15 protein-coding genes are annotated in these 15,106 nt (G+C 57.7%); 13 read left to right on the top strand and 2 right to left on the bottom strand.

What is annotated here, in order from left to right; translation table 11 throughout:
• Window positions 1–104 precede the first annotated feature (104 nt).
• From ACCC84_RS06605 to mlaA, 8 genes are read left to right on the top strand one after another with little or no spacing between them, the layout of a single operon-like run.
• Window positions 105–842, top strand: a complete 738-nt coding sequence (locus tag ACCC84_RS06605; RefSeq protein ID WP_039991865.1) for a heme ABC transporter permease — start codon at window positions 105–107, stop codon at window positions 840–842.
• Entirely contained in the window at window positions 839–1,090 is a 252-nt protein-coding gene (gene ccmD, locus ACCC84_RS06610) for a heme exporter protein CcmD (protein ID WP_004960287.1), read from the top strand. The genes ACCC84_RS06605 and ccmD overlap by 4 nt, the downstream gene beginning before the upstream one ends.
• A complete protein-coding gene (gene ccmE, locus ACCC84_RS06615; protein WP_004960289.1) occupies window positions 1,087–1,578 on the top strand; it encodes a cytochrome c maturation protein CcmE in 492 nt (163 codons plus the stop codon). The genes ccmD and ccmE overlap by 4 nt, the downstream gene beginning before the upstream one ends.
• Window positions 1,575–3,545: a heme lyase CcmF/NrfE family subunit gene (locus tag ACCC84_RS06620; protein ID WP_198773488.1), complete on the top strand. Its 1,971-nt coding sequence runs from the start codon at window positions 1,575–1,577 to the stop codon at window positions 3,543–3,545. The genes ccmE and ACCC84_RS06620 overlap by 4 nt, the downstream gene beginning before the upstream one ends.
• Window positions 3,542–4,093, top strand: a complete 552-nt coding sequence (locus ACCC84_RS06625; RefSeq protein ID WP_004960296.1) for a DsbE family thiol:disulfide interchange protein — start codon at window positions 3,542–3,544, stop codon at window positions 4,091–4,093. Before ACCC84_RS06620 ends, ACCC84_RS06625 begins: the two co-directional genes overlap by 4 nt.
• Window positions 4,090–4,557: a cytochrome c-type biogenesis protein gene (locus ACCC84_RS06630; RefSeq protein ID WP_004960297.1), complete on the top strand. Its 468-nt coding sequence runs from the start codon at window positions 4,090–4,092 to the stop codon at window positions 4,555–4,557. The genes ACCC84_RS06625 and ACCC84_RS06630 overlap by 4 nt, the downstream gene beginning before the upstream one ends.
• A complete protein-coding gene (gene ccmI, locus ACCC84_RS06635) occupies window positions 4,557–5,768 on the top strand; it encodes a c-type cytochrome biogenesis protein CcmI (RefSeq protein WP_004960300.1) in 1,212 nt (403 codons plus the stop codon). The genes ACCC84_RS06630 and ccmI overlap by 1 nt, the downstream gene beginning before the upstream one ends.
• A 38-nt stretch (window positions 5,769–5,806) precedes the next feature.
• Window positions 5,807–6,568 (top strand): phospholipid-binding lipoprotein MlaA, encoded by a 762-nt coding sequence (gene mlaA / locus ACCC84_RS06640; RefSeq protein WP_039991866.1) that lies wholly within the window; start codon window positions 5,807–5,809, stop codon window positions 6,566–6,568.
• Window positions 6,569–6,631: 63 nt separating this feature from the next.
• Here mlaA and fadL read toward each other — a convergent pair whose 3' ends face one another.
• Window positions 6,632–7,909, bottom strand: coding sequence for a long-chain fatty acid transporter FadL (gene fadL, locus ACCC84_RS06645; RefSeq protein ID WP_004960307.1), 1,278 nt, complete (start codon window positions 7,907–7,909; stop codon window positions 6,632–6,634).
• A 406-nt stretch (window positions 7,910–8,315) separates the two neighbouring features.
• Here fadL and ACCC84_RS06650 point away from each other — a divergent pair, with 406 nt between their 5' ends.
• The 4 genes from ACCC84_RS06650 (at window position 8,316) to sixA (ending at window position 13,194) form a co-directional block, all read left to right on the top strand.
• A complete protein-coding gene (locus tag ACCC84_RS06650; protein WP_081445075.1) occupies window positions 8,316–8,612 on the top strand; it encodes a YfcZ/YiiS family protein in 297 nt (98 codons plus the stop codon).
• A 205-nt stretch (window positions 8,613–8,817) separates the two neighbouring features.
• Complete coding sequence (fadI, locus tag ACCC84_RS06655) at window positions 8,818–10,131, top strand: acetyl-CoA C-acyltransferase FadI (RefSeq protein WP_039991867.1); 1,314 nt, start codon at window positions 8,818–8,820, stop codon at window positions 10,129–10,131.
• Window positions 10,128–12,287 (top strand): fatty acid oxidation complex subunit alpha FadJ, encoded by a 2,160-nt coding sequence (gene fadJ, locus ACCC84_RS06660; protein ID WP_004960319.1) that lies wholly within the window; start codon window positions 10,128–10,130, stop codon window positions 12,285–12,287. The genes fadI and fadJ overlap by 4 nt, the downstream gene beginning before the upstream one ends.
• A gap of 424 nt (window positions 12,288–12,711) precedes the next feature.
• Complete coding sequence (sixA, locus tag ACCC84_RS06665; protein ID WP_004960321.1) at window positions 12,712–13,194, top strand: phosphohistidine phosphatase SixA; 483 nt, start codon at window positions 12,712–12,714, stop codon at window positions 13,192–13,194.
• Between the two features lie 68 nt (window positions 13,195–13,262).
• Here sixA and smrB read toward each other — a convergent pair whose 3' ends face one another.
• Window positions 13,263–13,793 carry an endonuclease SmrB gene (gene smrB, locus ACCC84_RS06670; RefSeq protein ID WP_004960326.1) on the bottom strand — a complete coding sequence of 177 codons (531 nt, stop codon included), beginning with the start codon at window positions 13,791–13,793 and terminating at the stop codon, window positions 13,263–13,265.
• 274 nt (window positions 13,794–14,067) lie between these two features.
• Between smrB and prmB the strand changes: the two genes are divergently transcribed.
• On the top strand, window positions 14,068–15,000 hold the full coding sequence (prmB, locus tag ACCC84_RS06675) for a 50S ribosomal protein L3 N(5)-glutamine methyltransferase (RefSeq protein ID WP_039992635.1): 933 nt from the start codon (window positions 14,068–14,070) through the stop codon (window positions 14,998–15,000).
• The last annotated feature ends 106 nt before the right edge of the window (window positions 15,001–15,106 follow it).

Consider the following 15,106-nt stretch of genomic DNA (forward strand, 5'->3'; position numbering starts at 1 on the left):
TGCGCTGAATAACGTCGCCAAGAACGTTGCAGCCAAGATGCTTTTTCACCGCTTTGCCGGCGCAAGGCGGACCGGATTTTCATTTATCGTGAGCAATGACAACAATGTGGAAATGGTTACATCAATTTGCCAGGCCTGAGCGGCTCTACCATGTCTGCGGGCGCTTTGTCCCCTGGCTGGGCATGGCCGGCGCGGCATGTCTGCTGATTGGCTGGGTGTGGGGCTTTGGCTTTGCGCCCAAAGACTATCAGCAGGGCGACAGCTTTCGCATCATGTACATTCACGTACCCGCCGCCATGTGGTCGATGGGCATCTATGCCTCAATGGCGGTGGCGGCATTTATTGGCCTGGTATGGCAGATGAAGATGTCGGACAGCGTGGTGGCGGCGATGGCGCCGGTGGGCGCGGTGTTCACCTTTATTGCCCTGGTCACCGGCTCCGCCTGGGGCAAGCCGATGTGGGGCACCTGGTGGGTCTGGGACGCGCGCCTGACCTCGGAACTGGTGTTGCTGTTCCTTTATATGGGTATCATTGCCCTGTATAACGCCTTTGAAGACCGCCGTCTGGCAGGCCGGGCAGCCGGAATCCTGGTGTTGGTCGGCGTGGTCAATATTCCGATTATCCATTTCTCTGTCGAATGGTGGAACACGCTCCACCAGGGTTCGACCAATATGCAGCAAAGCATCGCACCCAGTATGCGTACCCCGCTGCGCTGGGCGATCCTCGGTTATCTGCTGTTCTTCGTGACCCTGACGCTGATGCGCCTGCGTAACCTGATTCTGCTGCAGGAACGCCACCGTCCATGGGTCGCCAACCTGGTGAACAAGGAGCGTCAGCCATGAGTTATAGCGCATTCGATTCCTGGCAGGCCTTCTTCGCCATGGGCGGCTATGCCTTCTACGTCTGGCTGGCGGTGGCCGCCACCCTGATCCCGTTATTGGCGCTGATGCTGCATACCTGGTGGCAGCGTCGGCAACTGCTGGAGGATGTCAGCCGTCGTCAGGCGCGTGAGCGCCGCATTCGCCAATCGCAACAGCAGCATAACAACGCCATCGCGCCATCCGCCAAGCCGCGGGAGAAATCATTGTGAATCCACGTCGTAAAAGTCGCCTGTATCTGGCGATTGTCGTCCTGATCGGCGTTGCGTTGACCGCAGCGCTGGCGCTGTATGCGCTGCGATCGAATATCGATCTGTTTTATACCCCGAGCGAAATTTTGCAGGGCAAGGGTGAAAACCACCAGAAGCCGGAGGTCGGCCAGCGCCTGCGTATCGGCGGTATGGTGATGCCGGGCTCGGTTAAACGCGATCAGCAAACGCTACAGGTCAGTTTTAAAATCTACGACGCGCGCGGCGCTATCGACGTCACCTACGTCGGCATCTTGCCGGATCTGTTCCGTGAAGGGCAGGGCGTAGTGGCTCAAGGAGTGCTGGCTGCGGGCAACGTGGTGCAAGCTAAAGAGGTGCTGGCGAAGCATGATGAAAAATACACGCCGCCAGAAGTGGCCGACGCGATGAAAGAAAATCACCAGGGCCCGGCTTCGGCCTACGCCGCTCCGCAGGAGGGCAGCAAGTCATGATGCCGGAAATCGGGAGTTTTCTGTTATGTCTGGCGCTGGCGGTATCGCTGCTGCTGAGTATTTATCCACAGTGGGGGGCGTCGCGGCAGGATCGGCGCATGATGGCGGTGGCTCGTCCACTGACCTATGGCATGTTTGTCGCCATCGGTCTGGCGTTCTTCTGCCTGGTTTACGCGTTTGTGGTGAATGACTTTACCGTCGCCTATGTCGCGGCCAACTCCAACAGCCAGTTGCCGGTGTATTACCGCATCGCCGCCACCTGGGGGGCGCACGAAGGTTCACTGCTATTGTGGGTGCTGCTGCTGAGCTGCTGGTCACTGGCGGTGGCACTGTTCAGCCGTTCGATGCCGCAGGATGCGGTGGCGCGCGTGCTGTCGGTGATGGGGATGATTACCGCCGGTTTCCTGCTGTTTATCATCATGACCTCGAACCCCTTCACGCGCACCTTGCCAGACTTCCCGATTGACGGGCGCGACCTCAATCCGCTGTTGCAGGATATCGGGCTGATTTTCCACCCGCCGTTGCTGTATATGGGTTACGTCGGTTTCTCGGTGGCGTTCGCCTTTGCCATTGCCTCGCTGATGGCCGGGCGGCTAGACACCGCCTGGGCACGTTGGTCACGTCCGTGGACTACCGCGGCGTGGGTATTCCTGACCCTCGGTATCGTGCTGGGCTCCGCCTGGGCCTATTACGAACTGGGCTGGGGCGGCTGGTGGTTCTGGGACCCGGTGGAAAACGCCTCGTTCATGCCTTGGCTGGCCGGCACCGCGCTGATTCACTCGCTGGCGGTGACCGAAAAACGCGGCACCTTCAAGGCCTGGACCGTGCTGCTGGCGATTACCGCATTCTCACTCTGCCTGCTGGGCACCTTCCTGGTACGCTCCGGCGTGCTGGTCTCGGTGCATTCGTTCGCATCGGATCCGGCGCGCGGCATGTTTATCCTTGCCTATCTGGTGATCGTTATTGGCGGTTCGCTGCTGCTGTACGCCTTCAAGGGCGGGCAGGTGCGCAGCCGGGTACAGCATGAGACGTTTTCACGCGAGACCTTCCTGCTGGGCAACAACGTATTGCTGATCGCCGCAATGCTGGTGGTGCTGCTCGGTACGTTGTTGCCGTTGGTGCACAAGCAACTGGGGCTAGGCAGTATTTCGATCGGCGAACCGTTCTTCAACACCATGTTCACCTGGCTGATGGCGCCGCTGGCGCTACTGCTGGGGATTGGGCCGTTGGTGCGCTGGCGTCGCGATGAGCCGAGCAAACTGTGGCGCCGCCTGGGCATGGCGCTGCTGGTCACATTGGTGCTGTCGATCGCGCTGCCGTGGTTGCTGCAGGACAGCATCGCCGGCATGACGGTGGTCGGGCTGATCATGGCCATTTGGGTCATCGTGCTGACGTTGATGGAGTTGCATGAGCGCGCCACTCACCGTCACGGTTTCTGGCGCGGTCTGGCGCAGCTTTCCCGCAGCCACTGGGGGATGGTGCTTGGCCATCTCGGGGTGGCGGTGACGGTGATCGGCATCGCCTTCAGCCAGAATTACAGCGTTGAGCGCGATGTGCGCATGAAGGCTGGCGATAGCGTGGACATCCACAACTACCACTTTGTATTCCGCGATGTGTATGACATTCGCGGGCCGAACTACACGGGTGGCGTCGGTATCATCGATGTCACGCGCAACGGCAAGCCGGAAGCCACGCTGCACGCCGAAAAACGCTATTACAGCGTGGCGCGCAGCATGATGACCGAGGCGGCAATTGACGGCGGCTTTAGCCGCGATCTGTATGCCGCACTCGGCGAAGAGCTGGACGATGGCTCATGGGCGGTGCGTCTGTACTACAAACCGTTTGTTCGCTGGATCTGGTTCGGCGGGGTGTTTATGGCGATTGGCGGCCTGCTGTGCATTGTCGATCCACGTTACCGCATGAAGAAGAAATTGGCGCGTGAAGGCAAACGGGAGGCGCAGGCATGAAGCGCAAACTGCTGTTTATTCCTCTGATTCTGTTTCTGCTGCTGGTAGCGGCCTTTATGGTGCAGCTAACGCGCAATGCCGGCGGTGAGGACCCGACTATGTTGGAGTCGGCGCTGATCGGTAAGCCGGTGCCGACCTTTACGTTGGAATCGCTCGAGCAGCCAGGCAAAACCTACGATCAGGCGGTGCTGCGCAACGGCAAACCGATGCTGCTGAACGTATGGGCCACCTGGTGCCCGACCTGCCGCGCCGAACATCAGTATCTCAATACGCTGGCCGCCAAGGGTGTGCGGGTGATTGGCTTGAACTACAAGGACGATCGCGCCAAAGCGGTGACCTGGCTGAACACGCTGGGTAACCCGTATGCGCTCAGCCTGTTCGACGGCAACGGCATGCTGGGCCTGGATCTGGGGGTCTACGGCGCACCTGAGACTTTCCTGATCGACGGCGACGGCATCATTCGCTATCGCCACGCCGGTGACATGAATCAACGCGTTTGGCAGCAGGAAGTGTTGCCGCTGTACCGTAAGTACGGAGGGGACGCATGAGGATTGTGATGCTGATATTGGTCGCGTTATTCAGTTACAGCGCCGCGGCGGCCATTGATACCTACAGATTCAATTCGGTAGAGCAGGAGCAGCAGTATCGCGAGTTGACCGAACAGCTGCGCTGCCCGAAGTGCCAGAACAACAGCATTGCCGATTCCAACGCCATCATCGCGGCGGATATGCGTACCAAAGTGTATGAATTGATGATGCAAGGGCAAAGCAAACAGCAAATCATTGATTATATGGTGGCTCGCTATGGCAATTTCGTCACCTATAAACCGCCGGTGACGCCGGCAACGCTGATCCTGTGGCTAGGGCCGTTGCTGTTTGTGCTGATTGGCGGCGCGGTGGTGATTATGCGCAGCCGTCGTCGAGGCGGCGTCGGGAGCAATGAGCAATTCTCCGAGCAGGAGCAACGGCGTCTGGCGGCGCTGCTGAAAGAGACTGACAGGAAGAAACCCTAATGGCTTTTTGGCTGATTATAATTGCACTACTGATCGGCGCCGCGGCGTTGCTGGTGGTGCCGGCGATGCGGCAGGGCAAGGCGGATGCCGTCACCAGCCGTGATGCCTTGAACGCGGTATTTTATCGCGATCGTCTTGGTGAACTGGAAAGAGACGAGCAACAGGGCGTGGTAGCCGAGCGGCCGGAGCTGGTCAAAGAACTGCAGCAGAATTTGCTGGACGACATTCCCGGCCAGCAAGACGCGCAGACGCGGCCGATTAATCGTTGGGCGCTGGTACCGGGCGTGGTGGTATTAGTGGTGGTGGCGGTTGGTTTTTATCTGAAAACCGGCGGGTTGGCGCAGGTGGCTGCCTGGCACCAGGTCGAAGCGCAGATGCCGGAGTTGCGTGAGCGGGTGGCGAATGAGCGCGCCAAGCCGCTGAGCATGGAAGAGATCGCCCGCCTGGGCTTGGGGCTGCGTACCGCGCTGCAACAGGACGATCGCAATATCCATGACTGGATGATGCTCGGTCGGGTCGGCATGGCGCTGAATAACGCCACCACCGCGACGCAGGCATTTGCTCATGCTTACCGGTTGGATCCGAATAATCTGGAAGTACGGCTCGGTTATGCCGAGGTCTTGACGCGCTCCAGCGATCCGGAGGATAACAAACAGGCGACCGCAATGTTACGCAAGATGATCGCCGAAGATCATACCGATCTGCGCGTACTGAGCCTGCTGGCGTTTAATGCCTTTGAACAGGGTGATTATAAACAGGCGATAGGTGCCTGGCAGGTGATGCTCAAATTGATGCCTGCCGACGATCGACGTGTCGAAGTGTTAAAGCGCAGTATTGAACAAGCAAAAATACAGGCAGGCGAGGAAACTGTTAAACTTGCTGTCAATGTGACGTTGTCTCCAGAGGCAGCGAAGGCATTACCACAACAAGGAACGCTGATTATTTCGGTTACCGACGGCAACAGCCCGGTACCGGTTGCCGTAAAACAATTGCCCCTGAGCCGCTTCCCGCTGTCATTCTCGCTGGATGACAGTAATGCCATGATGCCGGAACGTCTGCTTTCGGCGTTGCAGCAGGTGAAGGTACGCGTACGCATCTCTCACGACGGTCTGGCGACGCCGCAGGCCGGAGACTGGTTTGGTGAAAGCGCCGTGCAGGGCTTTAGCGGTAAAGGGCAGGTTGGCGTTCAGATAGACAAGCAAGTTCCTTGATAAGAAGACTGAACGTATTTGTGTTTATGGAGAAAAGTATGAACTTTCGCCTGACTGGGCTGGCTTTCGCAACGGTATTGCTCGTCGGGTGCGCCAGCACCCCTGAGAATGAACCTCAAGGGCGTTCCGATCCTCTGGAAGGGTTCAACCGCACCATGTTCGATTTTAACTACAACGTACTGGATCCTTATCTGCTGCGTCCAGTGGCGGTCGCCTGGCGTGATTACCTGCCGATGCCGGCGCGTAACGGTCTGAGCAACTTCACGTCGAACCTTGAAGAACCGGCCAGTATGGTCAACGAATTCCTGCGTGGCGAACCGTACCGAGCCATGATTCACTTTAACCGCTTCTTCCTCAATACCCTGCTTGGCATGGGTGGGTTGATTGACGTGGCTGGCATGGCCAACCCGAAACTGGCGCGTGAAGAGCCGCGTCGCTTCGGCAGTACGCTGGGTTATTACGACGTTGGTTACGGCCCTTACGTGCAGTTGCCGGGATACGGCAGTTGGACCCTGCGTGAAGACGGCGGCGAATGGGTTGATAAGCTCTATCCGATGCTGAGCTATCTGACCTTCTGGATGTCGGCCGGTAAATGGGTAGTCGAAGGCATCGAAACGCGTGCTCAGCTGTTGGATTCTGACGGCCTGCTGCGCAACTCTTCCGATCCGTACCTGATGATGCGTGAAGCCTACTTCCAGCGTCACGACTTCCTGGCCAACGGCGGCGTACTCAAGCCGGAAGAAAACCCGAACGCCAAGGCGATTCAGGGCGATCTGGATGAAATCGATTCAGCCAATTGAGTGTCGAACGAATAAAGAAAAACCCGCCGATTGGCGGGTTTTTTATGCCGTTCGCGCCAGCGATCAGAAGGTATAGTTGAAGTTGGCGCCGTACAGCCAGGCCTTGCCTTCGGATTCGAAGGTATATGGGCCTTCCTTGACCGTGACATGCTGGCCGTGCATGTAGGACACGCCGACATCAACCGAGGCATTTTTGTTGAACGCGTAGGTGGTACCGGCGCTCAGCCAGAAGCGGTCCTGATCCGGAATGGAAATCGAGCGGTTCTGTGCTGGAACCGGGCTGTCATCGAAGGCAATACCGGTACGGAAGGTCCAGTTATCATCGTAGTAATAAGTGGTACCCAACGCGATGCGGTAAGCGTCTTTGAAGCCTTCATGTTTTTCGAACAGCGTCTGGCCATTGCTGCCGGTAGCGCGCAGCTCCTGGAACTGGCTCCAACTGGTATAGGCCAGGCTGTAGTGGATAGCCCACTGCGGCGCAACCTTGTTATACCCTGAAATTTCCCACATTTCCGGCAGGTGCAGAGTCAGAGAGCCCGGAATGGTATTGCCGTCGGTACCCCACGGCAGGCCGGTTCTGCCCTGCAGCGGATTGTACTGTGAAGGAATGCTGCTTTTGTAATCGCCGTCGAAGTCGATTTTGATTTCAGAGCGGTAGGTGAGGCTATAACGGTTATTGTCGTCAACTTCGTACAACAGGCCAGCGTTCCAACCGTAGCCCCACTCGTCGCCTTTCAGGTGCGAGATCTGGGTATCGGCCGGCATGCCGAGAGCAGGACCGCTTTCACCGGCGTAACGTTCCAGTTTGGCCTTGGCATAAACCGCGTCAAAACCCAGACCGAAGCTGAAGTGTTGATTCAAGCGGTAGGCGGCACTCAGGTTGAGGTTGACCGTGGTCAGATCGGTTTTACCGCCGTACGGGCCTGCGGTATAACCATCGTTGAATTCGGTTGCCAGGCCATAGTTACTGGTCACGGAACCGCCAACTGCCCATTGATCGTTCAATGGGTGAATATAGTGCAGGTTCGGGATCCACTGGGCTGGTGCAATGTTTTTCGAGTTAAGGCTGGCACCGGAAGATGACGTGCCGGAAATATCAACGTCCGGATCGACGAAGATCGCACCGACGGAAAGCGCTGGGCTATCAAACATCATCATGGTAGCAGGGTTGCGGCTTGCCGCCGTGGCATTATCCGCGACTGCGCCTTCGCCAGAGAAAGAACGGCCTAAACCAGATGAAGAGTACTCATTCAGCTGGAATCCTGCGGCATACACGTTTGATGAAATAATTGCCACTGCAGCTGCGAGAGCTGATTTAGTAAATAGGTTTTTCTGGCTCATGACCAAAACCTCATTATGTGTTTATTATTTAAACTATGTTACACAAGGTAACAAGGAGCGCGGGATTGTAGGGTCCGTTATCCATCAGACAAATCAGACCAGTGGCTGAATTATAGGTCTGACCTGTGAAAATGTTGCAACTATGTTTTTCAGATATTTCAAAATTGATATCAAAAAAGAGATCTGCTTAACAAAACACCGACGGTAAATAACAAAATTCTGACGCTTCATTAGCAGGCAACCATTTTCGTTTGTGATTTCCATCGCTTAAAACACCTACTAACAGTAAGTGCTAGTGCTGCGCGCCACGGGGGAGTAAAATAGCCCTCAGATTATTGTGATTATGCGCCCGATCAAATTTGGCACTTTAGGCGGTATTGACGCTGCCCGGTGAGGAGAATTGAACATGTCAGATGCAATAAACAAATGCAGTGCGCAAGAAACGGCAGCCTGCTGCTGTGTGGATGTCGGCACCGTGATGGATAACACCGATTGCACCGCATCCTATAGCCAGGTCTTTACAGATCAACAACAGGCACAACAAGCGCTGGCGGCATTGACCGACAAGGCCCGCGCGGTGGAATCCGATCCCTGTGACATCAACAGTAGCATTAATCCGGTTGACGGCGGCTTCCAACTGGATGTCGACTTTATCTTCTGCTGCCAGGCGGAAACCCTGATCTTCCAGCTTGGCTTGCGTTAAACAGCGCGAGTCGACGTCGCTGCGCGGGTCTGCCGCGCAGCTTTTCCTGCCTCCAGCCTCTCCTGGGTTACCGTTAGAAAGTTGCTCCTGCTCGCAGATTTCACCTCTGCCGGTTTGCCAAATATCAACATCTGGTTAACAATGGCCTCATCAGGTCAGACCTGTTTTGATGGTTGCGCTGACGTCTTTTCCTTCAGGAGCGTTTATGAGTAAGGCACTGCCGCTGGTTACCCGACAGGGTGACCGTATTGCAATTGTAAATGGACTGCGTACCCCCTTCGCCAAGCAGGCGACCGCTTATCACGGTATTCCGGCGGTGGATCTTGGCAAAATGGCGGTAAGTGAATTATTGGCGCGCAGCGGTATTGACCCGCAATTAATCGATCAACTGGTGTTTGGCCAGGTGGTGCAAATGCCGGAAGCGCCAAACATCGCGCGTGAAATCGTGCTGGGTACCGGCATGAGCGTGCACACCGACGCCTACAGCGTTTCCCGTGCCTGCGCCACCAGTTTCCAGGCCATAGCCAACGTGGCGGAAAGCATCGTCGCCGGCAGTATCGGTATTGGTATTGCCGGCGGTGCAGACTCCTCTTCGGTGCTGCCGATAGGCGTCAGCAAAGCGCTGGCGCGCACTCTGGTCGATCTCAACAAAGCGCGTACGCTGTCGCAACGCCTCAAGCTGTTCAGCAAGCTCAGATTCCGCGACCTGCTGCCGGTGCCGCCGGCGGTGGCGGAGTATTCTACCGGCCTGCGCATGGGCGATACCGCCGAGCAGATGGCCAAGTCGCATGCCATCAGCCGTGAGGACCAGGACGCGTTGGCGCATCGTTCGCACCAGTTGGCCGCCAGGGCGTGGGAGCAGGGGCTGCTGCGCGCCGAGGTGATGACCGCCTATGTGCCGCCGTACCAGGCGCACATTGCCGAAGACAACAACGTGCGCAAGGATTCCAGCCTGGCGTCATACGCCCGATTGAAGCCGGCGTTCGATCGCCAGCATGGCAGCGTTACCGCCGCCAATAGCACGCCATTGACCGACGGCGCCGCCGCGGTGCTGATGATGAGTGAATCGCGTGCCAAAGAATTGGGGCTGCAGCCGCTGGGTTATTTGCGCAGTTTTGCCTTTGCCGCCATCGATGTCTGGCAGGATATGCTGCTTGGCCCCTCCTATGCCACGCCGCTGGCGCTCGATCGCGCGGGTATTACCCTGGCGGATCTGGCGTTAATCGATATGCATGAAGCCTTTGCGGCGCAGACGCTGGCCAACCTGAAAATGTTCGCCAGCCGCGAGTTCGCCCAGCAAAAACTGGGGCGCAATGAAGCGATTGGCGTGGTCGATATGGATAAATTCAACGTGCTGGGCGGCTCGATTGCTTACGGGCATCCGTTTGCCGCAACCGGCGCACGCATGATTACCCAGACGCTGTACGAGCTGAAGCGCCGCGGCGGTGGCTTGGGGTTGGCTACCGCCTGTGCGGCCGGCGGTTTGGGCGCAGCGATGGTGGTGGAGGTGGAACAATGAGCGTCACAAATGCCTTGCATGAACAACGTGCCACGCCGTCGGCTTTTCGGCTGACGCTGCGACCGGACCATATTGGTGTGATCACCATCGACGTCCCGGACGAAAAGGTGAATACGCTGAAGGCGGAATTTGTCGATCAGGTCAATGAGGTGCTGAACAAGGCGCAGCAATATGCCGCACTGGAGGGGCTGGTGATCGTGTCAGGCAAGCCGGATTCGTTCATTGCCGGCGCAGATATCACCATGATCGCCGCGTGCAGCAACGCCAAGGAGGCGGAGGATCTGGCGCGCAAAGGTCAAAGTACGCTGGCGAAAATTGCCGCATTCCCGGTGCCGGTGGTGGCGGCCATTCACGGCGCCTGTCTCGGCGGTGGCCTGGAACTGGCGTTGGCATGCCACAGCCGTGTCTGTTCGTTGGACGACAAAACCGCGCTGGGTCTGCCGGAAGTGCAACTGGGGCTGCTGCCCGGCTCTGGTGGTACTCAGCGTTTACCGCGGTTGATTGGCGCCAGCAAGGCGCTGGACATGATGCTGACCGGTAAACACATTCGAGCGCGCCAGGCGTTGCGCATGGGGCTGGTCGATGATGCGGTGCCGCAGGCTATCTTGCTTGATGCGGCGATCGCACGGGTCAAACAGGGCTGGAAGAGCAAGCCGACGCTGCCCTGGCAGGAGCGTCTGATGAACGGGCCGCTGGGGCGAAGCCTGCTCTTCAGCGTGGTGCGTAAGAAAACGCTGGCAAAAACCCACGGTAATTACCCGGCGGCGGAGCGCATTATTCAGGTGGTGCGCGCTGGTCTGGAGCAGGGCAGCGGCCATGGCTATCAGGCTGAGGCGCGCGCGTTCGGCGAACTGGCGATGACGCCGCAGTCCGCCGCGTTGCGCAGCCTGTTCTTTGCTTCTACCGCGTTGAAAAAAGAGCGTGGCGGCGACGCACAGCCGCGTGAACTGCAGCGCGTAGGTATTTTGGGCGGTGGCTTGATGGGCGGTGGCATTGCCTGCGTTACCGCCATGCGCGGCGGTTTGCCGGTGCGCATCAAGGATATCAACGAGCAGGGCATCAACCATGCGCTGAAGTACAGTTGGCAGGTGCTTGGCAAACGGGTACGCAGCAAGCGCATGCGCTCAGCCGAACGGCAAAAGCAGATGATGCTGATTTCCGGCACCACCGATTACAGCGGTTTTGACCGGGTGGATATCGTAGTGGAAGCGGTGTTCGAGGATCTGGAACTGAAACAGCGCATGGTGGCCGAAGTAGAACAGCACACCGCACCGCACACGGTATTTGCCTCCAATACCTCGTCACTGCCGATTGGCCAGATTGCCGCCAAGGCGCAGCGGCCGCAGCAGGTGGTCGGCCTGCATTATTTCAGTCCGGTGGATAAAATGCCGCTGGTGGAAGTGATCCCGCATGCCGGCACCCGTGAGGAAACCATTGCCACCACCGTTGCCCTGGCGCACAAACAGGGCAAAACGGCGATAGTGGTGGCCGATCGGGCCGGATTTTACGTCAACCGCATTCTGGCGCCCTATATCAATGAAGCTGCCCGTTGCCTGCTGGCCGGCGAGCCGATGGAATCCCTGGATAAGGCGCTGGTGGATTTCGGTTTCCCGGTTGGGCCGATTACGCTGCTTGATGAGGTCGGCATCGATGTCGGCACCAAAATCATCCCGGTGCTGGTCAACGAACTGGGCCCGCGTTTTGCCGCGCCGGCGGCGTTTGATGCGCTATTGAAGGACGGCCGCAAAGGGCGCAAAAATGGGCGTGGTTTTTATCTCTACCCGAGCGAAGGCCAGCAGCGGCAGCGCGGCAAACGCGCCGACAGCGAGGTGTATTCCCTGCTGGGCGTGACGCCAAAGGCGCATCTCGAACCGGCGCTGATTGCCCAGCGCTGCGTGATGATGATGCTGAACGAGGCGGCGCGATGCCTGGACGAAGGGGTGATTCGCAGCGCGCGCGACGGCGATATTGGTGCGGTGTTCGGCATTGGCTTCCCGCCATTCCTTGGCGGGCCGTTCCGTTATATCGATCGGCTTGGCGCGGAAAAGGTGGTGAAAACCCTGCACTATCTGCAACAGCAATACGGCGAACATTTTGCGCCCTGCGAGCGCTTGCAGCGTATGGCACAGCAGGGAGAGCGCTTTTATCCGCGCTAAAATACCCGGCGGTTAACGGCATGGCAGCCCGATTTGCACTACAGTAGCAATAAGGCTGCAATGTGATCCTCATCACTCCTTGCAACAGCGTCAATTCCGGACGCTGTACAGGGAGATTAGGGCGAGGTAACGTAACCGCGTGGTGATGAATGTGGCATCACGATAAAAAACTTTTATCAGGGGTTGGCTAAAATTCAACCCGTTGAATTGGTTGTCAAGTGAGCGATGGATTCACGCTACGCTGCCGTTGGTGCAAAAAACAGCGTTTTCTTTACGTGAACTTTCAGGCAAAATGCCCGGCCGCCATAGAGAGACGGCGCGTTATCGTTTTGAAGCACTTGTGCTCTTGAGCTATAGGTATTCGGCGATACAGCACGCTCTGCGTTTCTGTATAGCGTTATTTTGTCAACAACAGCGGTGCAATATGCAAGTTTTGATTATGCGTCACGGAGAGGCGGCACTCGAGGCGGCCAGCGATGCGGTAAGGCCTCTTACCGTTTGTGGCCGTGATGAGTCTCGTCAGATGGCGGCCTGGCTAAATGCCAAGTCAGTGGATATTGAACGCGTGCTGGTCAGCCCTTACCTGCGAGCCGAACAGACGCTGACAACGGTGCGTGAAGCGTTGACGCTGCCGGAAGGCGAAGAAGTGCTGCCGGAACTCACCCCAGGTGGCGATGCCTCACTGGTGGGGAGTTATCTGCAACTGCTGGCGCAACAAGGGGTAGGCGCGGTGTTGATCGTCTCGCATCTGCCGCTGGTGGGCTACCTGGTGGCGGAACTCTGCCCGGGCGAATGCCCGCCAATGTTTGCCACGTCGGCGATTGCCAACGTTGAACTGGCCGCCGACGGCAGCCAGGGGAAACTGGAATGGCAGGTCAGCCCGTCGCAGCTGATGGCGAAAGTCTGACGCGGACAATGCGACGATGAACCCCAAGGGCGATGCTAAACATCGCCCTTTGTCATTCTTGCGCTGAATTATTCAGCCAGCTCGACCAACACCAGCAGCGCCGCGCTGCCACCCCATTCTTTCGGTGCCTGATGGAACGCCAGCACGTCTGGGTGCTGTGCCAGCCATAACGGCGTCTGCTGCTTGAGAATATGCTTACCGTGGCCGTGCATCACACAGGCGCAGTGCACATGCTCGCGTTTACAGGCGGCGATGAGCGCCCCCAGTTCCTGTTTGGCCTGCAGCTGCGTCAAACCGTGCAGATCGAGGAACAGATCTGGCAGGTAATCGCCACGCCGCAGTTTTTTCAATTCAAAATGGCTATAGCCGGGGCGCACGTAGCGCGCTGGGCCTTCGTCATCCAACTGCGGCTGGAATTCATCAGAAAAATAAAAACTGGCATCGACCTGCTCCTGCATCAGCCGCTGCGGTGCGGCCTGCCTGGCGGTAGGTTTGGGCTGCCGGTGGACGATGGTGTCCTGACGCAGCTTCTTGGCGCCTGTCACCGACTCTCTGAAGAGCTGCAATTCATCTTTGCTCAGAGGGTGTCTGTTTTTCATTAATTCATTCACCGGAAATTATTCATCGCGACAGTTTAGCCTGTGCCCGTGGTCTGGCGAAGCAAAACCGTCATCGGTAGTGACGTAGGCCGATATGCTGCCTGCCATCTCGCCGTTGGCGGCGCATGCGCTCCGCCAGAGCGGCGGCGACAGGGCGTTTGCCTGCCGCCGGATGTTGCGCCAATTATTTAGGGTATCGAAGCTGATTTGTCGCGGGCTTCATGGCAAACTATGCGGCTATCTCATGAATCACAGCCGCCTGCCGGAGGGCACATTGGACAAAATTTTCGTCGACGAAGCAGTGAACGAACTGCATACCATTCAGGATATGCTGCGTTGGACCGTAAGCCGTTTTAACGCCGCCAATATCTATTATGGTCACGGAACCGATAATCCGTGGGACGAAGCGGTGCAGCTGGTTCTGCCGAGTTTGTACCTGCCGCTGGATATTCCTGAAGACATGCGTTCAGCGCGCCTGACCTCCAGCGAGCGCCACCGTATCGTTGAGCGCGTGATTCGCCGCGTCAACGAGCGTATTCCTGTCGCTTATCTGACCAATAAGGCCTGGTTCTGCGGCATGGAGTTTTACGTCGATGAACGCGTATTGGTGCCACGCTCGCCAATCGGCGAATTGATCAACGACCGTTTCAGCGCGTTGATCCCACACCCACCACGCCATATCCTGGATATGTGCACCGGCAGCGGCTGCATCGCCATCGCCTGCGGTTACGCCTTCCCAGAAGCGGAAGTGGACGCGGTTGATATCTCCAGCGAGGTGCTGGCGGTTACCGAGCGCAATATTCAGGCGCACGGCGTCGAGCATCAGGTGATCCCGATCCGCTCCGATCTGTTCCGTGAAGTCCCGCCGATCCAGTACGATCTGATCGTCACCAACCCGCCATACGTCGATGCCGAAGACATGTCCGATCTGCCACAGGAGTTCCGCTTCGAGCCGGAACTGGGCCTGGCTGCGGGCAGTGACGGCCTGAAACTGGTGCGTCGCATTCTGGCCTGTGCGCCGGATTTCCTCAGCGACGACGGCGTGCTGATTTGTGAAGTGGGCAACAGCATGGTACATCTGATGGAGCAGTATCCGGATATTCCCTTCACCTGGCTGGAGTTCGAAAACGGCGGTGACGGCGTGTTCATGCTGACCAAACAGCAGTTGGTTGACTGTAAAGACCATTTCAGCATGTACCGCAGCTGATGATTTCCCCAGGCCTGCCCAGCGGGCCTGATAATAAAAATGAGTATCCCTCAGCGTTTTCACGTCGCCGCCGGGCGTCGGGTTTGCCGGACCCACGGACGAGCCT

Source organism: Serratia odorifera, assembly GCF_041448735.1.
GTDB classification, from domain to species: domain Bacteria; phylum Pseudomonadota; class Gammaproteobacteria; order Enterobacterales; family Enterobacteriaceae; genus Serratia_F; species Serratia_F odorifera.